The organism is Pseudomonas mosselii (assembly GCF_003205295.1).
Taxonomy (GTDB): domain Bacteria; phylum Pseudomonadota; class Gammaproteobacteria; order Pseudomonadales; family Pseudomonadaceae; genus Aquipseudomonas; species Aquipseudomonas mosselii_B.
Genome location: NZ_QJRP01000010.1, coordinates 121,533 through 142,995 on the forward strand (window position 1 = coordinate 121,533; position 21,463 = coordinate 142,995).

Genomic DNA, 21,463 nt, shown 5'->3' on the forward strand with positions numbered 1-21,463 from the left:
CCATTTATTGTTCTTATGTGTTGCACCTTGCTGGTGCTTTTTGCGGCGCGCGGGGCGACCGTGGTGCGATGCTAGGCAACCAACCTTTCGCTAACCTTTCAGCGTGAAAGGTTTCCGGCGAGGGCTTCACAGCACCCGCCACGGGGTTACACTCCGCGCAAAAAGCCCAGCCAAACAGGGAGAATCCGATGCGTGTGCTGCTGGTCGAAGACCATCTGCAACTGGCCGAAAGCGTGGCCCAGGCCCTCAAGAGCCAGGGCCTGACCGTGGATGTGCTGCATGACGGCGTGGCCGCCGACCTGGCCTTGGCCAGCGAGGACTACGCCGTGGCGGTGCTGGATGTCGGCCTGCCGCGCCTGGACGGCTTCGAGGTGCTGGCGCGCCTGCGCGGGCGCGGCAAGACCCTGCCAGTGTTGATGCTCACCGCCCGCAGCGATGTGAAGGACCGTGTGCACGGCCTGAACCTGGGCGCCGACGACTACCTGGCCAAGCCCTTCGAGCTGACCGAGCTGGAAGCGCGGGTCAAGGCCCTGCTGCGCCGCAGCGTGCTTGGTGGCGAGCGCCAGCAGCGCTGCGGCCCGCTGGTCTATGACCTGGATACCCGGCGCTTCAGCCTGGGCAGCGAGCCGCTGACCCTGACCCAGCGTGAGCAGAGCGTGCTCGAGGCGCTGATCGCCCGCCCTGGTCGGGTGATGAGCAAGGAACAGCTGGCGGCCCAGGTGTTCGGCCTCGACGAGGAGGCCAGCCCCGACGCCATCGAGATCTACATCCACCGCCTGCGCAAGAAGCTCGACGGCCACCCGGTGGCCATCGTCACCTTCCGTGGCCTGGGCTACCTGCTCGAGCACCGCGATGCGTGACAACGGCAGCCTGCGCGGGCGCTTGCTGGGCAACCTGGCGCTGCTGCTGGTGGTGCTGATGCTGGCCAGCGGCCTGAGCGCCTACTGGAACGGCCGCGAAGCCGCCGACACCGCCTATGACCGGACCCTGCTGGCATCGGCGCGGACCATTGCCGCCGGCCTGTCGCAGCGCGACGGCACCCTTAGCGCTGACGTGCCCTACGTGGCCCTGGACACCTTCGCCTACGACAGCGCCGGGCGCATCTACTACCAGGTGCTGGACATCCACCAGAAGCTGATTTCCGGCTACGAGAACCTGCCGCCCCCGCCACCGGGCACGCCGCGTACCGACGACTATCCGGCGCTGGCGCGCTTCTACAACGCCACCTACCTGGGCCAGGACGTGCGCGTGGTCAGCCTGCTCAAGGCGGTGAGCGAGCCGAACATGAACGGCATGGCCGAGATCCGCGTGGCCGAGACCGAGGAGGCACGGGTGCGCATGGCCCGCGGGCTGATGGCCGACACCCTGCTGCGCCTGGGCATGCTGGCCTTCGGCGCGCTGGTGATGGTGTGGTTCGCGGTAAGTGCCGCGCTGCGCCCGCTGGAGCGCTTGCGCACGGCTGTGGAGGAGCGCCAACCGGACGACCTGCGCGCCTTGCCGGTGGTCCAGGTACAGCGCGAGCTGGGGCCGCTGGTGCGCGGGCTCAATCACTTCACCGAGCGCTTGCGCGGCCAGTTCGAGCGCCAGGCGCAGTTCATCGCCGACGCCGCCCACGAGCTGCGCACGCCGCTGGCGGCGCTCAAGGCGCGGGTCGAACTGGGGCTGCGCTCACGGGAGCCCGATGAATGGCGCAAGACCCTGGAAGCGGCTGCCCAGGGCACCGACCGACTCACCCACCTGGCCAACCAGCTGCTGTCATTGGCACGGGTGGAGAACGGCGCCCGGGCCATCGCCGAGGGCGGCGCCCAGCGCCTGGACCTGAGCCAGCTGGCCCGTGAACTAGGCATGGCCATGGCGCCCCTGGCCCATGCCCGCGGTGTCGCCCTGGCGCTGGAGGCCGAGGCGCCGGTATGGCTCAAGGGCGAGCCGACCCTGCTCAACGAACTGCTCAGCAACCTGGTGGACAACGCCCTGGCCCACACCCCGCCCGGTGGCGACGTGGTCCTGCGGGTGCTGGAGCCTGCCGTGCTCGAAGTCGAGGACGACGGGCCGGGGATTCCCGAGGATGAGCGTGAGCGGGTGTTCGAGCGCTTCTATCGGCGCAGCGCGCAGGGTAGCGGGCTGGGGTTGGCCATCGTCGGCGAGATATGCCGGGCGCACCTGGCGCAGATCAGCCTGCACGACGGCGAGCGTGGCGGGCTGAAGGTGCGGGTGAGTTTTATCGCGGATTGATGTGTTGTCCCTACAGCCCTATTCGCGGGTAAACCCGCTCCCACAGGGAGGCTGGTGACTGTGGGAGCGGGTTTACCCGCGAAGGGGGCGGCGCAGACGGGGCTCGATCAGCGCAGCATGCTGCGCGCATCCAGCAACTCGGCGATATCCAGCTCGGTGCCGTAGGGCAGCCCCAGGTGGCGGTAGGCGGGCAGGGCGGCCAGGGGCCGGCTGCGCTCGCGCTGGCTGATGCAGCGGGCGATCTGCACGATGTCGATGTAGTCGATCTGGTCGGTGCGCCGGTCCAGGTCCTGCACCTGGCTGGGCACGTTGACCAGCTGTTCGGGGAATTCCCAGGCGCTGAGGATCTTGTCGCCCAGCACCGGCTGGATCTGCTCGATGACGAAGTGCAGGCAGATCGGGTCGGACAGCAGCTCGTTGTGCTCCTCGGCATAGATCAGCACCGGCAGGGCGCCGATCTGGTGCACCAGGCCGCCGAGGGTGGCCTGGTCGGGCTTGAGCTGGGTGTAGCGCCGGCACAGTTCATAGCTGATGCCCGCGACTTCCAGGCTGTTGGCCCAGATATCCCGCAGCTTGTGCTCCACCGCCGGGGCGCGGGCATGGAAGATCTGCTCGATCACCAGGCCGATGGCCAGGTTGCAGCTGTAGTTGATGCCCAGGCGGGTGATGGCGGTGTGCAGGTCGGTAACTTCGACGGCGGCGCGCATCAGCGGGCTGTTGACCACCTTGATCAGGCGGGCCGACAGCGCGGCGTCGCGGCCGATCACCTTGCTCAGGGCGGAAACGCTGATCTCGCTGTCTTCGGCGGCTTCGCGGATGCTCAGGGCGACTTCCGGCAGCGTCGGCAGCACCAGGTCGTCCCGGTCGATGGCGGCGAGCAGTTGCGCTTGGACCTTCTCGGCCAGCTTGTTCATGGACTTCTCTACGGCAAAGGTGGTGCAGCCCCGGCATGACGCCGGGGCGGGCTGGTCAGCGCTGGATTTCCCGGTCGCGGTCCAGTTCGTAAGGCAGGTCGAGCAGCGACAGGCGCGGGCCTTCGAGGCTGCCCAGGTGCAGGTTGTCGTCCGCCACCGCCTCGGCGCTGAGTACGGCCAGCAGTTCGACGGCACTGCTGGTGCTGGCACCGATCACCACCTCGCCGACCGACGAGCCGTGGGTTGGCGAGAAGATCTCGGTACCCGGCTCGGGTACCGCTGTCTCGGCCAGCGCCAGGCGATACTGGCGACGTTTGAGCTTGCCCAGGTATTGCATGCGGGCGACGATTTCCTGGCCGGTGTAGCAGCCTTTCTTGAAGCTCACGCCATCGACGGCCTGCAGGTTGATCATCTGCGGGATGAACAGTTCGCGGGTCGGGCCCATTACCTGGCCGATGCCGGCGCGGACCTGGCCCAGCAGCCAGTCGTTGAGTTTGCCCTCGGGCAGCGTGGCGGCCAGTTTCCCGGCAACGGCGCCAGCCTGGTCGGCAGGCACCCACAGTTCGACCCGGCCGGCCGAGGCGCGGACGGCAATCAGACCATCATGACGGGCGGTCGCACCGGCCTCGTCCGCCACGGACAGGCCCAGGGCCTGCAGGACGGCGTCGCCCTGCTGCAGGCCAAAGCGCGTCCAGGCGGCGGTGTCGTCGCTCAGCGTGGCCTTGGAGAACACCGCGTACTTCTTCAGGTCGGCCAACTGCGCCTCGAGCAGCTCGCGGGCCATGGCCAGCAGGTAGCCATTGCCCTCGGGCAGGATACGGAAGCTCGACTGCATGCGGCCCTTGACCATGCAGCGGGCGCCGAGGCTCGCGTGCTCGTCGCTGAGGTAACTGATGTTGCAGGTCAGCTGACCTTGCAGGAACTTGCCGGCGTCGGAGCCGCGGACGGCGAGGATGCCCTCATGGGAGAGGGTACAGAAGAAAGCGGAATCGGCCATGGGTCATCGCGGTAGCTAGAGACTGGCGGCCATCATAGAACGCCGGTAACAAAATAGGTAGGTGACTAGACCAACGCCTTGTGCCGCTTGGTTCGCTGCGCGGTATACTGCGCGACCACTCGAGGAGGGCCCCATGGTCGAACAAACTGAACTCAATCGGCTTTTCTGGCACAGCCGCCGCGGCATGCTGGAACTGGACGTGCTGCTGGTACCTTTCACCCAGGAGGTCTACCCGAGCCTGAGCGAAGCCGACCGCGAGCTGTACCGTCGCCTGCTGACCTGTGAGGATCAGGACATGTTCGGCTGGTTCATGGAGCGCAGCGAGTCTGAAGATCCGGAACTGCAGCGCATGGTCCGCATCATCCTGGACCGTGTCCAGCCCAAGTGAAGGCTTCGAGTGCCGTTGGCAAGGCTCGCGCCTGCTGCTGACGGCCTACCTCTCCAGCCTGGCGCTGGCACTGCTCGCCCTTGCGCTGATGGCGCTGCCCGGATGGCTGCGCGGCCTGCTGGCCGTCGTCTGTCTTGCCCACGCCTGCTGGGCCATTCCCCGGCGAATCCTGCTGATCCACCCCGAGGCCATCACCGGCCTGCGCCGTGCCCCGTGTGGTTGGCAATTATATAGCCGTGCCCGGGGCTGGCAGCCGGCACGCCTGTGCCGGGACAGCGTCGCACTGCCTGCCCTGGTGGTATTGCGGTTCGTGTGCAAGGGGCGCAGGTTCAGCCAGAGCCAGTGCATCCCCAGGGATGCACTGGATCGTGAGGCGCACCGGCGATTGCGGGTGCGCCTGAAATTCAGCCGGCGCCGCTGGGCCGCGCCGGCCTGACCCTCAGACCCCCTGCGGGATCTCTTCGCCGCCCAGGGCTTCGAACAGCACCGGCAGGAACTCGGTGAATGTCATCATCATCAGCAGGAAGCTGGCATCGAACTGTTGCTGGGCCTCGTCGCCGCCATCCTGCTCGGCCTGCTCCTGCAGCAGTTCCTCGAACTTCAGGCGCTTGATCACCATCTTGTCGTCGAGCACGAACGACAGCTTGTCCTGCCAGGCCAGGGCCAGCTGGGTGACCACCTTGCCGGTGCTCAGGTGCAGCTGGATTTCCTCGCTGGTCAGGTCCTGGCGTTTGCAGCGCACGATGCCGCCGTCCTCGGCGGTGTCACGCAGCTCGCACTCGTCGAGCACGAAGAAGCCCTCGGCGGCCTGCTGCGACTTGACCCAGTCGGTCATGGTCGCACTCGGCGCGATCTTCACGGTGGCCGGGCGTACCGGCAGCGAACCGATCACTTCACGCAGGGTCGACAGCAGGTCTTCGGCGCGCTTGGCGCTGGCCGAGTTGACCAGGATCATGCCCAGGCGCGGGGCGATGGCGGCGAAGATCATCGAGCGGCGGATGAAGGCGCGCGGCAGGAAGGCCTGGATGATCTCGTCCTTGATCTGGTCGCGTTCCTTTTTATAGACCTTGCGCATCTGCTCGGTCTCGATCTCCTCGACCTTTTCCTTGACCGCGTCGTTGACCACGCTGCTGGGCAGGATGCGTTCTTCTTTACGTGCGGCGATCAGCATGAACTCGCCACTGACGTGGACCAGGGGGGCATCCTCGCCCTTGCCGAACGGCGCGACGAAACCGTAGGTGGTCAGTTCCTGGCTGGCGCAGGGGCGGGCCGGCTTGCTGGCCAGGGCGGCCTCCAGGGCCTCGGCCTCGAACGGTACTTCCTGGGTCAGGCGATAGGACAGCAGGTTCTTGAACCACATGAGGGGGAATCTCTCCTTAATACATAAGGCGGGCATTATTCTCCGAGCGGCGGTTCCAGGCCAGCCCTGTCAGAGGGCCAGCAGTCTTATATAGAGGAAGAAAATCGCGGCGCGGCTAGGTCGTTGAAAGACCTGGAAATTTTTTTCAAAGTTTTTGAAAAAAGTGCTTGCCAGGGTAGGAGGTCCTCCGTAGAATGCGCGCCACACCGAGACGAAGGGTGATTAGCTCAGCCGGGAGAGCATCTGCCTTACAAGCAGAGGGTCGGCGGTTCGATCCCGTCATCACCCACCACTCGATGTATAGCGCGGCGGTAGTTCAGTCGGTTAGAATACCGGCCTGTCACGCCGGGGGTCGCGGGTTCGAGTCCCGTCCGCCGCGCCATATTTAGCTTCCAGGGCCCACTGAACACCCGGAAGCAACAGAGAAAGCGACCTTAGGGTCGCTTTTTTTGTTTCTGGCATTGCGCCAGAATGCCCCTGTCCGCCGCACGTGGCCAGCAGGCCCCGCGTCGGTTCTTATCGCAAGCCAGAGACCGATCATGCAGGATGCCAGCCTCTCCAACGCCCCTAGCCATTCCACGCCACTGCTCGGTATCGACCTCGGCACCACCAACAGCCTGATTGCCGTCTGGCAGGGCGGTGAAGCTCGGCTGATCCCCAATGCCGTGGGTGAAGTGCTTACGCCCTCGGCGGTCAGTGTCGACGACGACGGCTCGATCCTGATCGGTCAGGCCGCCCGGGCGCGCCTGACCACGCACCCGCAGCGCACCGCCGCGGCGTTCAAGCGTTTCATGGGCAGTGACAAGCGTTTCGAGCTCGGCGAGCACCGCTTCACCCCCGAAGAGTTGTCGGCACTGGTGCTGGGCGCGTTGAAGCAGGATGCCGAGGCGTACCTGGGTTGCGCGGTCAACGAGGCGGTGATTTCGGTACCGGCGTATTTCAGCGACGAGCAGCGCAAGCGCACGGTCTTCGCGGCTGAATTGGCTGGTCTGAAGGTCCAGCGGCTGATCAACGAGCCGACTGCCGCAGCCATGGCCTATGGCCTGCATGAGCAGAAGTTCGAGCGCACCCTGGTGTTCGACCTGGGCGGCGGCACCTTCGATGTCACCGTGCTGGAGTACGCCTTGCCGCTGATCGAGGTGCATGCCTCCACCGGCGACAACTACCTGGGCGGCGAGGATTTCACCGAGGCGCTGTTGCAGGCCTGCCTGCGCGACTGGAACCTCAAGGTCGAGGACCTGGCCCCCCAGGCCCTGGCAAGCTTGCATGACGCCATCGAACAGCTCAAGCGCGAGGCGGGCGAGGGCAGCCGCGTGCTGGACTGGCACGATGGCGTGCAGCCCCGCGAGTGGCGGCTGGACGACCTCAAGCTGCAGGCGATCTGGGCGCCCTTGCTGACCCGGGTGCGTGCGCCCATCGAGCAGGCCCTGCGCGATGCCCGGTTGAGCCCACGCGAGCTGGACAGCCTGGTGCTGGTCGGCGGCGCCACGCGCATGCCGCAGGTGCAGCAACTGGTGGCCAAGCTGTTCGGCCGCCTGCCGTACCGGCACCTGGACCCGGACACCATCGTCGCCCTCGGCGCCGCCAGCCAGGCCGCGTGCAAGGCCCGCGACGCGGCCATCGACGAACTGATCCTGACTGATGTCTGCCCCTACACCCTCGGCGTGGCCTCGTCCCGGGGCGAGGACGTCACCGGTGCGTTCTCGCCGATCATCGAGCGCAACACGGTGATCCCCACCTCGAAGGTGCAGCGCTTCTACAGCAGCCACCCGGAACAGAAGTTCGTGCGCATCGCCGTGTATCAGGGCGAGCGACCGTGGGTGCGCGACAACATCCTGGTGGACAGTTTCGAGATCCCCTTGCAGTCGACCGGCGAGATCCAGTCGCTGGACGTGCGTTTCAGCTACGACATCAACGGTCTGCTGGAAGTGGACGTGACCTTCCTCGAAAGTGGCCAGAAGCACAGCCACAGCATCGACCGCAGCCCCACCGGGCTGGATGCCGAGGCGCGCCTGGCCAGCGAGGAGCGCCTGGCGCGGCTGAAGATCCACCCGCGTGACACGCTGCCCAACCGAACCTTGCTGGCCCGCCTGGAGCGGGCCTGGATGCAGAGCCTGGGTGACGAGCGCGAGCTGATCGGCAGTTGGATGGACGCCTTCAACGCCGTGCTCGCCGGGCAGCAGGCCGGTGAGATCAGCCGTGAGCGCCAGGCGTTGAGCCAGGCGCTCGACGAACTGCGCTACTGACCGTTCAGGCGCCGCAGGGTAGCCTGCAAGCTGTCATCGAGCAGCGCTTGCTGGCCCGGCTGCGAGCCGTAGCGGTTCGGCAGCCGGTCACCGGGCAGCCCCAGCAGCAACAGCGGCAATACCGGCAATACCCTGCTCAGCACGAGCAGCAGGATCAGCGCCGGGATGCCCTGGCCAAGGTCGCGCAGGCGCCTGAGAAAGGCGCTGATCAGCAGCAGCGCCGTGACCAGCATCAATACCGGCAGCGTGAGCATCATGCTGGCGCAGAGGGCGGCAGCCGCCAGGTTCAAGGCGAACCCTGAGCGGTTCAGGCGGCTGTTGAGTTTCCACACGGCCCAGAATTTCGCGGGAGGGTGCTGCAGGGCATTGCGCAGCATGCGCTCGCTCCACGACAGCACGGCCATGATTGCACAGCGCAAGCCCAGGTCCTGCTGCGGGTCGTCCTTGATCTTCTGCAAGGCGCGCAGGGCGCGGATCTTCGGCGGCGCGCAATCGTTGTACAGGCTGTCCAGGGCGTCGAGCACATCATTGAGCGCACGGCTGTCGACGCCGTGGGCATGGGCAAGTTCGGCCGGTGGATGCTTGGTCTTGCCTTGCAGCAGGCCGTTGCGTAGCGCCTCGAACCATTCATCCTGCGGGGCCAGCGCTTCCAGGCGCTGGCGCAGGCGTTCACGCTGCTCGGTGTCCAGGGAGCGGTCATGGTGCAGCACGGCGCAGAACAGCAGGTAACCCAAGGGATGCTCGTTGCCCAGGCTGCCATCGTCATGCTCCAGGCAGGCCAGCAGTTGCGCGGCATCGGGCAGGCGCGTGCTGTTCAGGGCTTGGTGCAGGGTCAGCAGACGCGCTGAAACCACCGCCTGTACAGGGTCGCGGGTGTCCAGGCTGCCGAGCAGGCCGCTGCTGCCGTCGGGGCTGGGCAGCACTTGGCAGAGCAGGGCGTGCAATGGGGCGAACGAATGGCCGGCCGGGTAGTGCAGCTGGCCGGGCAGGGCCGGATCGATCAGCGTCAGCCAGCGTGACGGCTGCTCCAGCAGGGCGAGCATGAACAATTGCTGGCGGTGCCAGTTCCACAGCGCCTCACCTTCGGGCATCGCCGGCAGCAGCACACCGGTCTCGGCGAGGTTGCCCTGCAGCTGCAGGGCGAACGGCGTGGTGAACAGGCGGCGCATGTCGAACCGCACATTCAGGGCATGCAGGGCGTGGGCCGGGTAGACCCGCATGCGCCGCAACCATTCGCGACAGACCGGGCGAATGGCGTCCTCGGTCAAGGCCTCGGGCAGGGCCGCCACCGGGTCGTCGCTGGCACAGAAATCCACCAGCGCCTTGACCACCGGGGCCTGTTCAAGCCAGTGCAGTTGCTGGCGGGCCTGGCGCTGGAAGCCTTCGAGGATCAGCGCGTCGAGGGCATCTTCGGCGAGCGGCTGGGCGAGAACCTGGCGCAGCAAGCCGGCTTCCCCGCGTTGCAGCGCCCAGGCTTGCCAGTAGAGGCGGTGCAGGTCGTGGTCCTGCGGGTCCTGCAGCAGCCAGGCGAGCAGCGGCAGTTCGTCGTCACCGTCCAGCCGCCAGTCGACGAAGGTCGCGGCGATGCCTTGCAGTTCCAGACGCGAGGCTTCGGACCAGCGCGCCAGGGTCTGCGGGGACTGCCCGGGGCTGCCCCAGTTCTGCGCGGGGTCGTCCAGCTCGGCGGGCCAGCCGGCTGGGGTGTGCAGGCGGTCGAAGGCTTGGATCAGCAACGGCAGGCGCTGGGGCTGGTGGCGGGCACAGAGGTCGATCAGCCAGCGTTCGGCCTGTGGGTGCTGGTGTTCGCGATACAGCCGCAACCAGCAGTCCAGGGCCTGTTGCTCGGCGCCCAGGGCATCGGCCTGGCGGGCCAGCAGGTAGAGCAGGTCGGCATCGTCCGGGGCCTGCTGCTGGCGCGCCTGGAGCAGGTCGTGGAAGGTCCGGCTGGGGATACCGGCCTGGCTGAACTGCACCAGCAGGCGTTGCACCAAGGCCGGGTCATCCGGAATGGCCAGGCAGGTATGCACGCCAGCGAACTGCTCGTACTCGAACAGTGGACGCTGCTGGTAGCAGTACTCGAGGCTGCGGAAATACCACAGGCTTTCCATCTGCGCGCTGGCCGGCCAGTCGCGCATGCAGGCGGTGTCGAAGGGATCGGGTTCTTCCAGACGGTCGAGGAAGGCCTCCACTTCGTGGCGGTCGTCCAGGCGCAGCAGCTGTTCGGCCCAGCCCAGGCGCCGGGCCAGCAGGCCCGCGCAGTGGTGGGACAGCGGTCCGCAGTCGCGCAGGGTGTGCAACAGCTGCCAGCCAAGGTCGTCCAGTTCGTCCAGCGGCAGCTCGTCCAGTTCGGCGATAAAGCGTTGCCAGGCTTGTGGGTCGAAGCGCTGGGACGGCTCCTCGAGCAGGGTGTGGAACTGCTTGAGTGCTGGATGGGGGGCATTTTCTTCGAGTGTTGGCTCGGCCTCGTGGGGCGCCTGCTCGCGGGCCAGGCGCAGTGCTTCTTCGTAGGCCGCCCGCAGTGCCTGGAAACCTTCGGGGTCGGTTTCCGGGTGGTGCGAGGGCAGGCGGCCGCGATAGGCCAGGCGGATGGTGTCCAGGTCCTGGGTCGGTTCGATCCCCAGGCGAATCCAGCAACTCATGACCAGCAGTCCTCTTCCAGCGTGGTGGGCCGTACAGGCTCGGGGAGGGGCATGTCCCAGGGCAGCCCGGCCAGCAGGTCATGGGCGCCGAGGCGCAGGTTGAGCACGATGCAGCGGTTCCAGTGTTCGCAGCCCTGGCGCTCGAGGTTGGCGGCCAGGGTCTCGTCGCTGCTGTCGCTGGCATTCCACAGCGCCTTGCCGAACAGGTAGCCGGCCAGGTAGCCGTCCCAGCGGTTGTAGTAATGGCGGGCACGCAGGGCCAGGCGGTAGTGCAGGTAGAGGCTCTCGTCGCGATCGATCAGGCCCTTCTTGACCCCGGCACGCAGCAGGAAACCCATGCGCCCCAGGTCCCAGGCCCGGGTGCCGCCCGGGCCACAGTCGGGAAAGGTGCGGGCGGCGTATTCGTGGCGGATGCGCTCGCGTGGAGACAGGGTGTCGAGCAGGGCTTGCCACTGGCTGGGCAGGCAGCGCTGGTACTGCCAGTAGGCCTCGCTCATCTCGGTGGCGTGGCCGTTGTCGGCCATGCTCAGCATGTCCAGCAACTGGGCGCGATTGCTGATGCCCCACCAGCGCTCAAGGTCGGTCTGGTCCTCGCCCTCGAAATAGTCAGGGGCTGTGTAGCTGGCACCGTTGAGGGCGGCCATGGGGGCGGAGAGGGCATGCAGCCAGTGCTGCGCGGTTTCGTCCATGAAAGGGGTCCTGAAGGCGCTGGGAACTGGCGGGGATTGTATAGGAAGTTTCCCGTCGGGTTCTCAGGGATAGGTCCCGAGTCGATAGGCCTCGGCCACCTCGCGGAGCACCTCGCACACCCACTGTGCCGGCAGGCTCTGGGGCAGCGCCGCATTGCGGCAGATGCCCACCGACCCGCCCGGCTCGAGCACGCCCAGGTCGAGCTCGGCCAGCTCGCCACGCCTGAGGTCGATCAGCACGGCGTCCCGCGGCGCCACCCAGACCGCCTCGCTGCCCAGCACGTAGCGCCTGCTCAGGGCCAGCGACAGGGTTTCCAGGCGCTGCGCCGGCAGCGGGATCGCGCATTGCACGAACAGGCTGTCGGCATGCTGGCGAATGGTTGTCCCCGGCGGTGGCAGCACCAGCGGGTAATCACCGACCTGCCTGCGCTCGACGGGCCGTTGCGCCAGCAGCGGATGCCCCGGCCGCACCACCAGGGTCATCGACTCGCTGTACAGGTGCTCGAACGACAACCCCTGGATCTGCGGGCTGTCGGTCATCCGCCCGACCACCAGTTCCAGTTCCCCCAGGTGCAACTGGCCGAGCAACTGGGCACTGGCCCCGGTCACCACGCTGATCAGCAACGCCTGGTGGCGTTGGTGCAGGCGGCACAGCACCTCGGGCATCAGCAGCCCTTCGACCGTCGACAGCACGCCGATGCGCACCTGCGACGGTGCCCGCGCCTCGCCGCGCACACTGCCGACCCCGTCGCGCAAGGCCTGCACGCTGGGGCCGGCGTAGCGCATGAAGCGCGTGCCGGCCGGGGTCAGGGTAACGCCGTTGTGGCCACGCTCGAACAGGCGTGCCTCGAGCAGCTCTTCCAGTTCCTTGAGGGTCTTGGAGATCGCAGGCTGGCTGATCGCAAGCACGTCGGCGGCCCTGGCCAGGCTGCCCTGTCGGGCAATCTCCAGGAAGCACAGCAGGTGACGGAACTTGATGCGGGTATCGAGGTTCATGCCCGGCAGTGTATCCGTGCGGGCCAGACCTGCAACGTCTGGGTGATCTTCGTCACTGGGCGGCGGTTCCTCCCTTGCAGGCGAAGCCGTGAACCTTTAGCGTGTGCCACCTCGATGCATGGAGCAGCGCTATGGCCGCCTACCTGACCCAGGACCTGGTCCTTGAACTGGGCGATGAAACGCCCGAAGACACCACCATGAACATGCTGACCTTCCGTCAGCGCGGCACCACCCTGGTGATCGCCCGCAGCCCGTTGCCCGCCGGGCAGACGCTGGACAGCATCTACCAGCAGCAACTCGCACAACTGCGTGAGCGCCTGGGCGCCTTGATCAGCGAACCCCAACCGGCCAGTGCCGGCGCCGCCCAGGATATTCACGGCCTGGAGATCAGCCTGCAGTTCAAGCGCGGCGAGGTGCTTTCCTACCAGCGGCAACTGGCTTACCTGCACCCGCATCTCAACCGTTTCGTGGCGGTCAGCTACAGCAAGGATGCACCGTTGGAGCCCGCCGATCTCGCCCATTGGGATGCCATCAAGGGCGGCCTGCGATTGAACTGACGAGCTGACACAAGGACGAGGTCATGTACGCAGCCCGCAAGGACGACCTGCTGCTGCATCCACCGCTGGCCGCCGAACTGTTCGCGATGGCCACGGAGGCGGTGATCTATGCCGCCGCCACGGCCGCAGTGGGTGCCGCCATCGGTTTCGCCGTCGGTGCCACCATCGGTACCTGTGGTGCGGCCGGGCCACTGATTCCCATCGTTGCCGGCGCCCTGGTCGCCGCGGCGAGCATGATTCCGGTGGAAGAGGGCAAGAGCATCGGCGATGCCATCACCGGTTTCTCCGAAGGCCTGGCCGACAAGCTGTTTCCTGCCGAGCCCTTCGGCAAGGTCAGCAGCGGCTCCGAAGATACCTATATCAATGGCAAGCAGGCCGCCCGTGCCGCAGGTATCAGCCTGGGGGCACCGGTTGCACCGCCGGAACCCGCGCAAGAACCTTCGGTGCTGGAGACCGTTGGCTCCTACGCCATGATCGGTGCCTCGATGATGTTGCCAATCATCGGCCTGGCCCAGGAGATCAACGACATCTTCAACCCGCCGGTCACCACGCCTGCGGACCCCAACACCCAGCCCACGCCACTGGACACGGTGACCTGCACCAAGCATCCCCCCATGCCCGAGCAGTTTGTCGCCCAGGGGTCGGACAAGGTGTTCATCAATGGCCAACCGGCTGCCCGCGAAGGGGACAAGAGTACCTGTGACGGCAAGATCGGCCTGCAGGTGTCGCCCAACGTCAGGATCGGTGGTGGCACGCTGACGGTACGCGACATCACCGACGGCAAGAGCGCGTTGGCCAAGATCACTGGCCTGGTCGTCGGCATGCTGTTGGCTCGCAAGGGACTCAAGGGCATGCGCTGTGGCCGTGTCGGCAGCCCGGTGGAGGTGCCCAGTGGCAGCAAGGTGCTGGATGGACCGGACGACCTTGATTTCAGCCTGCCCGGCATGGTGGCGCTGGAGTGGCAGCGCCAGTACGACAGCAGCGACCAGCGTCGCGATGGTCTGTTTGGCCTGGGGTGGAGCGTCGCCTATGAATCGCGCCTGGAGCGTGTCGCGCATCCCCAGGGTGGCGAGTTGTGGATCTACGTCGATCCCCAAGGGTCACGTATCGAACTGGGTCGCCTGCAGGTCGGCAGTGCCTTCGTCAGTGTGCTGGATGGGCTGGCGTTCTACCACCAGGAAGGTGGGGTGACGGTCGTCGAAGACATCCATCAGGGCCTTTACCAGACCTTCCAGGTCGACCCCCTGGCTGCGCATCGCTCGCGCCTGGTCAAGCTGGGCGACCGCAATCTCAATACCCTGGAGCTGTTCTACGACCCGCAAGGGCGTTTGCAGTATCTGGGGGACACGGGCAGCCGCAGCTTTGCCGAGCTGCGCTATGACCCGGTGCATCCCGGCCGGGTCAGCGATGTGCAGCGTTTGTTCATGGGGCCCGGTGAAAACCTGGTGTTTGATCGCCGAGAATGTCTGGTCAGCTACCGTTACGACACCCACGGGCAGCTGGAGGCTGTCTGTGACGCGCTGGGGCAGGTGGTGCGGCGCTTCACCTATACCGACCATGGCCTGATGGCCAGCCACATGCAGCCCAGTGGTGTGGTGCGGCATTACCAGTGGCAGCGTTTCACTACGCCCCTTGCGAGCACCAGCGGGCAAGCGGTAGGCGGCAGTAGTCACGACATTCCGCCGCTACTCGAGCCGCAGCCCGAGCACCATTGGCGTGTCGTCGGGCAGCAGGGCAGTGGGGGAGAGCGCTACAGCTTCGTCTATGACCTGGGTCAGCGCCATGCCCGCGTCATCGATGGTCTGGGTCGCGAGGAGCACTATTACTGGGGGCCCTACGGTGAGGTGCATACCTACATCGATGCCCAGGGCTTGAGCTCGACGCACGAGTACATCGGCGGCCTGTTACGGCGCAGTGTCGATGTCGAGGGCCGGGAATGGCGCTTTGCCTATGACCCGTTTGGTCGATGCATCGCCACCACCGATCCGCTGGGACGGACTGAAAGCGTACAGTACATGGCGCACTGGGCGTTGCCGCTGACCATCAGCGATGGCGCCGGGCGCGTCCGCCGCTTCAGCTACGACCGCCATGGCAATCTGGTCCGTGAAGTCGATCCGCTTGGCCATGAGACCCGTTTTGTCCACGACAGCCAAGGGCGTGTCGAGCAAGTTATCGATGCCGATGGCAAGAGTCGGCGGCTGAGCTGGAGCGAACAGAGCCAGGTGCTTGCCTACCGCGACTGCTCCGGGCAGGAGACCCGCTACTGCTACGATGAACGTGGCAACCCCAGTGAAGTGGTCAACGCCCGCGGCGAGCGCAGTCGCTATCGTCACGATGCGCGCGGCTACCTGATCGAAAGCAAGGCTCCCGACGGCCGGGTGGATCAGTATCAGGTTGATGGCGCCGGCCTGGTCGTGCAGCACCGCGACCCAGCCAGTCAGCTGACCCGTTGGCACTACGACCAGGCTGGCCGGTTGTTGCAGCGCACCGACAGCCTGGGTCATACCCTGCGCCTGGAGTGGGACTGCTACGGTCGACTGCGGCAACTGGAAAACCCCAATGGCGAGCACTATCGCTTCGAATGGGATGCGCTCGACCGCATCAGCCGCCAGCAGAATCTGGACGGCGGCGGTTTCAGCTACCACTACAGTCCGGCTGGCGACCTTGCAGGCATCCGTCAGTACCCGGCCCGTGACACCGACCCCGATTGGCCCGACAGCCTTGAGCAGGTGCCAGTCACGGTGCGCGAGCGGCGCTTCGAGTACGATGCCGTCGGTCGCCTGGTCCGCAAGCACACCGATGATGGCGTCACCGACTATCGTTACGACGCCGCCGACAACCTGATTGCGCTCAGCTTCACCGATCATGAGGGGGCGCAACAGCAACTGGGATTTGCCTATGACGCGCTGGACCAGTTGGTCGAGGAGCACAGCGCCAACGGCGTGCTCGAGTACCGCTACGACGCCCTCGGTAACCTGCAGACCCTGACCCTGGCGGATCAGCGCAAGATCAACCACCTGTACTACGGTAACGGTCATCTGCACCAGGTCAATCTGGATGGGCGGGTCATCTGCGACTTCGAGCGCGATCAGGTGCACGACGAAATCCTGCGGACCCAGGGGCGACTGCAAACACGCACCCGCCGCGATGGCAACGGGCGGATCAGCCAGCGGGCGCTGCTGCAGCTGGACAGCGCAGGCGCCATGCCGCTGCTGCAGAAGGATTACCACTACAACGCACTCGACAATCTCGTCGGTGAGCGCTTCACCCAGACTCAGTCGCGTCAGCCTGGGCGCGAGCACCTCGAAGTCATCGGGCGTTTCACTGGCGGCCACTCGGGGCCCGGTAGCCATAGCTGCCAGGCCCATGTTCACCGCGAACTGGGGCCCAGCGCCCGTATCCATGGGCTCAGCCGGCGTTCGAGCGAACGGGAGGCCGTTGCGGTCGAGACGTACGCCTACGACAAGGCCGGCAATCTGCTCGATGGCTATCCGGTCAATGGCCTGGTGCGCCACGACCGAGTGCGTGTCCATGAGGACAAACGCTTCCGTTACGACGCCTACGGGCGCTTGCTCGAGAAGCGCAGTGGTCGCTATCTGGTACAACACTTCGATTACGATGCCGAGGACCGGCTCGTGCAGGTTCGCCAGCAGCGCGGGAATCTGCGTGAGACCGTTCGTTTCAGCTACGATCCGCTGGGCCGTCGAACCGCCAAGTACCTGTACCGTGACGATCATGCCGGGCCGATCAGCCAGACCTTCTTCAGCTGGCAGGGCATGCGCCTGCTGCAGGAAATCCAGAACGGCCAGCCGAGCCTTTATCTTTACGAGGATAGCGACAGCCACGAGCCGCTGGCCCGCATCGACGGTGCGCCAGGGGCTGAACGGGTGCGCTACTTCCATAACAACCTGTCGGGGCTGCCGGAGCAACTGACCGACGAGCAGGGCCTGAGCCTGTGGCGCAGCGACTACAGGGCCTGGGGGCTCAGCGAGGACGAGTGGCATGATGGCCACGAACCCGTTCGGCAGAACCTGCGCATGCAGGGCCAGTATCTCGATCGTGAGACGGGCCTGCACTACAACACGCTGCGCTACTACGACCCGGACATCGGTCGTTTCACCCAGCCCGACCCGCTGGGCCTGGCCGGTGGCTTCAACCTGTACCTGTACAGTCCGAACGCCAGCGACTGGATCGACCCCCTTGGGCTGAACCCCTGCCGGATCAAGAAACCTCGGATCTCGACGCTATCCGACCTCGATTTCCTCAAGGAGATCGCCAGGCGGGCGGAGCGCCACGGCGTGCGCAAAGGATGGGGCGCGGCCGGTACCGGTGGCGCGCAGGGTTCACGCAAGCACAAGTATGCCCACGATCTGATCGAGCGCTACCAGAGGCGATACAAGCAACGTCAGCACCTGGAGAGCGAAAAGAGCTGGTACCAGAAACGCAAGGCCAACTACAGCGACAAAGGCTCGGCACGCCCGGATATTCGCGACACGAACACCAATGAGATTTATGATTTCAAGTTCACCAAGAACGCCAACAGCCCAATCAGCACACGGCAGCAGAACCACAACATCAAGCATGTGCCTGGTGTGACGTCCTCGACCCCGCAGACGGCCATTCACCCATAGGAGCCCCATGAAAAAACTCTCCGCCAGCGACAAGAAACGCGTCATCAAGGATTGGGCCAGCGTCCTGCCGTCCATGTCGCCACTGAAATCGATGCAACTGGTCAAGCGTAATGGGCCGGTAGTCTCGGGACTGTACCTCGACCCGAGCAGCTCGGGCTTTACCGTCCACTACTATGTGCATGCGCTCCTGACAGCCTTTCCCATCGTGACCGTTGGCTGTGATGTCGCGTTGCGGGACCCGCATGGCATGGAAGAAAACGTCAGCCTGAAGCGACACACCGAGCAGTTCGCCGACATTGTCGACGGCTTTCGCCAGCAATGCCCGCAAGCTTTCGAGGATGTACTGAGTTGTTCGACCCTGGACCGGCAGATGGCCTTGTATATCGACAGTAATCCCTTCAACTACCCCTTCCAGGACATGCTCAACCATGCCCTGCTGTTCGCCTGGTGCGGTCGCGACGACGATGCGCGTCACCAGGCCGAGGCCCATGCCGCAACGATCGCTGCCTGGCCAGCCGACATCAAGGAACAGATGGGTGACGAGCAGGCGTTTCTCGCCCAGTTCGAGCAGGCCCGGCACCCCGATCACTTGCGTCAGGTGGTCGAGGCGCAGCTGCTCGCGCACCAGCTCGATGGCTTGCCCGATCATGGCCTGGACTGCGCCTGAGGGTATCAGGTCAGCGCCAGTTCAACCGCATCCCCGCTCAGGCGCGCCTGCCAGACCTGCAACGACTGCTGTGGGTCCTCCAGGCATTTGCCGTTGGCCAGGCAGAAGTGCTGTTTGTACAACGGCGCAGCTACCACCAGTGTGCCTTGCATCTCGCCCAGCAGCCCCCGGCCGATGATGTTGGCGCTGGAGCGAGGATCGCGATTGGCAATCGCATAGAGCGTTTGCGTCTGCCCGGGAAGATAGAACAGCGCTACCTGCTCACCCTCGTGCCACACCACCACGCCGGAGTCGGCAACCAGATCGTGGGTGCCGCACACCCTCTGCCAGGTAATTTCACGGGTTTGCACAGCATTCGACAGGTCCATCACACGAGTTCCTCCTGGGTGGGTATCAGTTGCAGTGGCGCAGCCGGCCGGCGCTGGCCACGCTCGCGCACGAAGTGCACATCCGGATCGGCGCGTTGGTCGTTAACGAAGGTGCGAAAGCGCTTGAGCTTTTCCGGATCGCCCAGGGCGTTGGCCCATTCGCATTCGTAGCGGTCGGCCACCTGCTGCATCTGTGCCTCGAGTTCGGCGGCCAGGCCCAGGCTGTCATCGATCACCACTTGCTTGAGGTAGTCGAGCCCGCCTTCCAGGCCCTCGCGCCACACCGAGGTGCGCTGCAGCTTGTCGGCGGTGCGGATGTAGAACATCAGCACGCGGTCGATCAGGCGCACCAGGGTCTCGTCGTCCAGGTCGGTTGCGAACAGTTCGGCGTGGCGCGGGCGCATGCCGCCGTTGCCGCACACGTACAGGTTCCAGCCCTTGTCGGTGGCGATCACGCCGATGTCCTTGCTTTGCGCCTCGGCGCACTCGCGGGTGCAGCCGGATACCGCGAACTTGAGTTTGTGCGGCGCGCGCAGGCCCTTGTAGCGGTCCTCCAGGCGCAGCGCCATGGCCACGCTGTCCTGCACGCCATAGCGGCACCAGGTGCTGCCGACGCAGGATTTCACCGTGCGCGTCGACTTGCCGTAGGCGTGCCCGGTCTCGAAGCCGGCAGCGATCAACTCGCCCCAGATCAGCGGCAGCTCATGCAGCTGGGCGCCGAACAGGTCGATGCGCTGGCCGCCGGTGATCTTGGTGTAGAGGTCGTATTTCTGCGCCACCTGGCCGATCACGATCAGCTTTTGTGGGGTGATTTCGCCGCCGGGAATGCGCGGCACCACCGAGTAGGTGCCGTTTTTCTGCATGTTGGCCATGAACGTGTCGTTGGTGTCCTGCAACGGTACCAGCGCCGGGTCCATGATCGGCTGGTTCCAGCATGAAGCGAGGATGTTGCCCACCGCCGGTTTGCAGATGTCGCAACCCACGTGGCCTTTGCCATGGCGTTCGAGCAGTTCGCCAAAGGTGCGTACACCTTCCACCCGCACCAGCCCGTAGAGTTCCTGGCGGGTGTAGGCGAAGTGCTCGCACAGGCTCTTGTCGACCGTCACGCCACGGGCGGTAAGCTCGTGCTCGAACACCTGCTTGAGCAGCGCCGCGCAGCCACCACAGCCGGTGGCGGCCTTGGTGCAGCCCTTGACGGCGGCAAGGTCGGCGCAACCACTGTCGATGGCGGCGCACACCGCGCCCTTGCTGACGTTGTGGCAGGAGCAGATGGTCGCGCTGGCAGGTAGCGCATCGGCACCCAGGGCCGGCGCGCCACCTCCTTGCGGCAGGATCAGTGCTGCCGGGTCGGCCGGTAGGGCGATGCCGTTCTGGGCGTACTGCAGCAGGGTGTCGTAGTAGCTGTTGTCGCCCACCAGCACCGCGCCGAGCACGTGCTTGCCGCTGGCATCCACCACCAGCCGGCGATAGGCGCTGTTGGCCTCGTCGATGAAGCGGTAGCTGCGTGAACCGGGCGTGGCGCCGTGGGCATCACCGATCGAGCCGACATCCACGCCCAGCAGCTTGAGCTTGGTCGACATGTCGGCGCCGGTGAAATCGTCCGCCGTCTCGCCCAGCAGTCGTGTGGCCAGGTTGCGCGCCATGGCGTAGCCGGGGGCGACCAGACCGAACACGCTGCCGTTCCACGACGCGCACTCGCCGATGGCGAAGATCCGCGGATCGCAGGTCTTGCACTGGCCGTCGATCACAACACCTCCGCGCGGGGCGATCTCCAGGCCACAGGCCCGTCCCAGGGCGTCCTGCGGGCGGATGCCGGCGGAAAAGACGATCAGGTCGGTCTCCAGGTGTTCGCCACCGTCGAAGTTCATCCGGTAGCGGTACTGCTCGCCAGCGCTGATCGACTGGGTCGCGCGGGACAGGTGCACGCCCACCCCGAGGGCCTCGATCCGCGCCTTGAGCGCCGCGCCGCCTTCGCTGTCCAGCTGTACCGGCATCAGGCGTGGGGCGAACTCCACCACATGCGCCTCCAGGCCCAGGGACTTGAGGGCATTGGCCGCTTCGAGGCCGAGCAGGCCGCCACCGACCACCACGCCACGCCTGGCATCTGCGGCGGCGGCGCGGATCGCGTCGAGGTCTTCGAGGGTGCGATAGACCAGCCGCGCATTGCCGCTGGAGCCTTCGATCGGCGGCACGAACGGGTAGGAACCGGTGGCCAGGATCAACTGGTCGTAGCTCAGGCGCCTCTCGGTGGTGACCAGTTCCCGGCGCTCTCGATCGATGTCCAGCACCGCCTCGCCCAAGTGCAGGTGCACGCCGTGGTGGGCATAGTAGTCCGGGCCACACAGAGCCAGGGTCTCGGCGCAGCTGCCGGTGAAATACTCCGACAGGTGTACCCGGTCGTAGGCGCGCTGGCGCTCCTCGCCGAACACATGTAGCTCGAAGTGTGCCGTGGCGCCCCGTTCGATCAGCTGCTCGACGCAGTGATGGCCGACCATGCCATTGCCGACGATGACCAGTCGTGCTCGTTGTGCCCCGTTCGCTGTTGCCTGCATAGCCGATCCTCGATCACGGAAAACGAAAAAGGCGCCTGGAGCCGAAGCTCCAGGCGCCTTTGCCTGTACTCATCAGTGTGAGGCCCCTGTCGACCGCCATTGGTCGTTGGGGCTGTTGTGCATTGCTTGAAGCAGGGACTGTGCCAGGCCCCCGGTCATCGCGGGGCAAGCCCGCTCCCACGAGGGTTGCAGCGTGTCACGGTGTCTTTGGGCATGAGCTGGCCAGG

General features: G+C 65.9%; 16 protein-coding genes and 2 tRNA genes. 10 read left to right on the top strand and 8 right to left on the bottom strand.

Annotated elements, in window-relative coordinates:
• Positions 1-188: 188 nt before the first annotated feature.
• Together DMX06_RS12570 and DMX06_RS12575 are read left to right on the top strand one after the other, a co-directional pair.
• Entirely contained in the window at positions 189-860 is a 672-nt protein-coding gene (locus DMX06_RS12570; RefSeq protein WP_028690163.1) for a response regulator, read from the top strand.
• On the top strand, positions 853-2,232 hold the full coding sequence (locus DMX06_RS12575) for a sensor histidine kinase (RefSeq protein WP_110737495.1): 1,380 nt from the start codon (positions 853-855) through the stop codon (positions 2,230-2,232). Before DMX06_RS12570 ends, DMX06_RS12575 begins: the two co-directional genes overlap by 8 nt.
• 107 nt (positions 2,233-2,339) lie before the next feature.
• On the opposite strand, the gene DMX06_RS12580 is transcribed toward DMX06_RS12575, so the two are convergent.
• A complete protein-coding gene (locus DMX06_RS12580; RefSeq protein ID WP_050703963.1) occupies positions 2,340-3,146 on the bottom strand; it encodes an HDOD domain-containing protein in 807 nt (268 codons plus the stop codon).
• Positions 3,147-3,201: 55 nt separating this feature from the next.
• Entirely contained in the window at positions 3,202-4,143 is a 942-nt protein-coding gene (gene ygfZ, locus DMX06_RS12585; RefSeq protein WP_110737497.1) for a CAF17-like 4Fe-4S cluster assembly/insertion protein YgfZ, read from the bottom strand.
• 133 nt (positions 4,144-4,276) lie between these two features.
• Between ygfZ and DMX06_RS12590 the strand changes: the two genes are divergently transcribed.
• Together DMX06_RS12590 and DMX06_RS12595 are read left to right on the top strand one after the other, a co-directional pair.
• Complete coding sequence (locus DMX06_RS12590) at positions 4,277-4,531, top strand: FAD assembly factor SdhE (protein ID WP_028690159.1); 255 nt, start codon at positions 4,277-4,279, stop codon at positions 4,529-4,531.
• Positions 4,515-4,967, top strand: coding sequence for a protein YgfX (locus DMX06_RS12595; protein ID WP_110737499.1), 453 nt, complete (start codon positions 4,515-4,517; stop codon positions 4,965-4,967). The genes DMX06_RS12590 and DMX06_RS12595 overlap by 17 nt, the downstream gene beginning before the upstream one ends.
• Before the next feature lie 3 nt (positions 4,968-4,970).
• Here DMX06_RS12595 and rdgC read toward each other — a convergent pair whose 3' ends face one another.
• Positions 4,971-5,891 carry a recombination-associated protein RdgC gene (rdgC, locus tag DMX06_RS12600; RefSeq protein WP_110737501.1) on the bottom strand — a complete coding sequence of 307 codons (921 nt, stop codon included), beginning with the start codon at positions 5,889-5,891 and terminating at the stop codon, positions 4,971-4,973.
• A 216-nt stretch (positions 5,892-6,107) separates the two neighbouring features.
• On the opposite strand from rdgC, the gene DMX06_RS12605 reads away from it, so the two are divergent.
• The 3 genes from DMX06_RS12605 (at position 6,108) to DMX06_RS12615 (ending at position 8,137) form a co-directional block, all read left to right on the top strand.
• Positions 6,108-6,183: transfer RNA gene (locus tag DMX06_RS12605), tRNA-Val, on the top strand.
• 13 nt (positions 6,184-6,196) lie between these two features.
• A tRNA-Asp gene (locus tag DMX06_RS12610) sits at positions 6,197-6,273 on the top strand.
• Positions 6,274-6,430: 157 nt separating this feature from the next.
• Positions 6,431-8,137 carry a molecular chaperone HscC gene (locus tag DMX06_RS12615; RefSeq protein ID WP_110737503.1) on the top strand — a complete coding sequence of 569 codons (1,707 nt, stop codon included), beginning with the start codon at positions 6,431-6,433 and terminating at the stop codon, positions 8,135-8,137.
• On the opposite strand, the gene DMX06_RS12620 is transcribed toward DMX06_RS12615, so the two are convergent.
• The 3 genes from DMX06_RS12620 to pcaQ all read right to left on the bottom strand — a co-directional run bounded on the left by DMX06_RS12620 (position 8,131) and on the right by pcaQ (position 12,461).
• Positions 8,131-10,776: a J domain-containing protein gene (locus tag DMX06_RS12620; RefSeq protein ID WP_110737505.1), complete on the bottom strand. Its 2,646-nt coding sequence runs from the start codon at positions 10,774-10,776 to the stop codon at positions 8,131-8,133. The two genes, DMX06_RS12615 and DMX06_RS12620, sit on opposite strands and share 7 nt — an antisense overlap.
• Positions 10,773-11,465, bottom strand: a complete 693-nt coding sequence (locus DMX06_RS12625; RefSeq protein ID WP_110737507.1) for a DUF1266 domain-containing protein — start codon at positions 11,463-11,465, stop codon at positions 10,773-10,775. The genes DMX06_RS12620 and DMX06_RS12625 overlap by 4 nt, the downstream gene beginning before the upstream one ends.
• A gap of 63 nt (positions 11,466-11,528) precedes the next feature.
• Entirely contained in the window at positions 11,529-12,461 is a 933-nt protein-coding gene (gene pcaQ / locus DMX06_RS12630) for a pca operon transcription factor PcaQ (RefSeq protein ID WP_110737509.1), read from the bottom strand.
• Between the two features lie 131 nt (positions 12,462-12,592).
• Between pcaQ and DMX06_RS12635 the strand changes: the two genes are divergently transcribed.
• From DMX06_RS12635 to DMX06_RS12645, 3 genes are read left to right on the top strand one after another with little or no spacing between them, the layout of a single operon-like run.
• Complete coding sequence (locus DMX06_RS12635) at positions 12,593-13,018, top strand: DcrB-related protein (RefSeq protein ID WP_110737511.1); 426 nt, start codon at positions 12,593-12,595, stop codon at positions 13,016-13,018.
• A 23-nt stretch (positions 13,019-13,041) separates the two neighbouring features.
• Positions 13,042-17,649: an RHS repeat-associated core domain-containing protein gene (locus tag DMX06_RS12640; protein WP_110737514.1), complete on the top strand. Its 4,608-nt coding sequence runs from the start codon at positions 13,042-13,044 to the stop codon at positions 17,647-17,649.
• Positions 17,650-17,656: 7 nt separating this feature from the next.
• Entirely contained in the window at positions 17,657-18,316 is a 660-nt protein-coding gene (locus DMX06_RS12645; protein WP_110737516.1) for a hypothetical protein, read from the top strand.
• Positions 18,317-18,321: 5 nt separating this feature from the next.
• Here the strand turns inward: DMX06_RS12645 and nirD are convergent, their stop codons facing one another.
• Positions 18,322-18,684 (bottom strand): nitrite reductase small subunit NirD, encoded by a 363-nt coding sequence (nirD, locus tag DMX06_RS12650; RefSeq protein ID WP_110737518.1) that lies wholly within the window; start codon positions 18,682-18,684, stop codon positions 18,322-18,324.
• Positions 18,684-21,236, bottom strand: coding sequence for a nitrite reductase large subunit NirB (gene nirB, locus DMX06_RS12655; RefSeq protein WP_110737520.1), 2,553 nt, complete (start codon positions 21,234-21,236; stop codon positions 18,684-18,686). The genes nirD and nirB overlap by 1 nt, the downstream gene beginning before the upstream one ends.
• Positions 21,237-21,463: the final 227 nt, after the last annotated feature.